General features: G+C 48.7%; 1 protein-coding gene. It reads left to right on the top strand.

Annotated elements, in window-relative coordinates; all coding sequences use genetic code 11:
- On the top strand, positions 1-253 hold a 253-nt coding region (locus C6W91_RS21390; RefSeq protein ID WP_370571639.1), incomplete at its 5' end, for a MarR family winged helix-turn-helix transcriptional regulator.
- Positions 254-304 lie beyond the last annotated feature (51 nt).

Raw genomic sequence — 304 nt, 5'->3', positions numbered from 1 at the left:
GCCAATGCATAAAACCAAAGTCTCCCGCGCCGTAAACGCGTTGGAAAAGCGCCGCTGGGTCAAGCGCACGCCAGATGTTAATGACCGCCGATTGGAACATTTGGAACTCACAAGCGCCGGCAAAACGGCCTATAAAGATTTGGTGGGCGTGGCCAAAGCGTTTGAGCAAAGCTTTATCACCTCAATTGGTGAAGGTGATGCGGACCATTTATTGAAGGCGCTTGATGCGATTGAGCGGCGATTTAAGGCTTGAGTTAAGCCCCCATTGTTTCATACAAAAGTCGCATGAATTTTGGTATCAATT

The sequence above is a fragment of the Phaeobacter sp. SYSU ZJ3003 genome, assembly GCF_041300735.1.
GTDB classification, from domain to species: Bacteria; Pseudomonadota; Alphaproteobacteria; order Rhodobacterales; family Rhodobacteraceae; genus Phycobacter; species Phycobacter gallaeciensis_A.
This window is presented reverse-complemented; position numbering and strand designations above follow the sequence as displayed.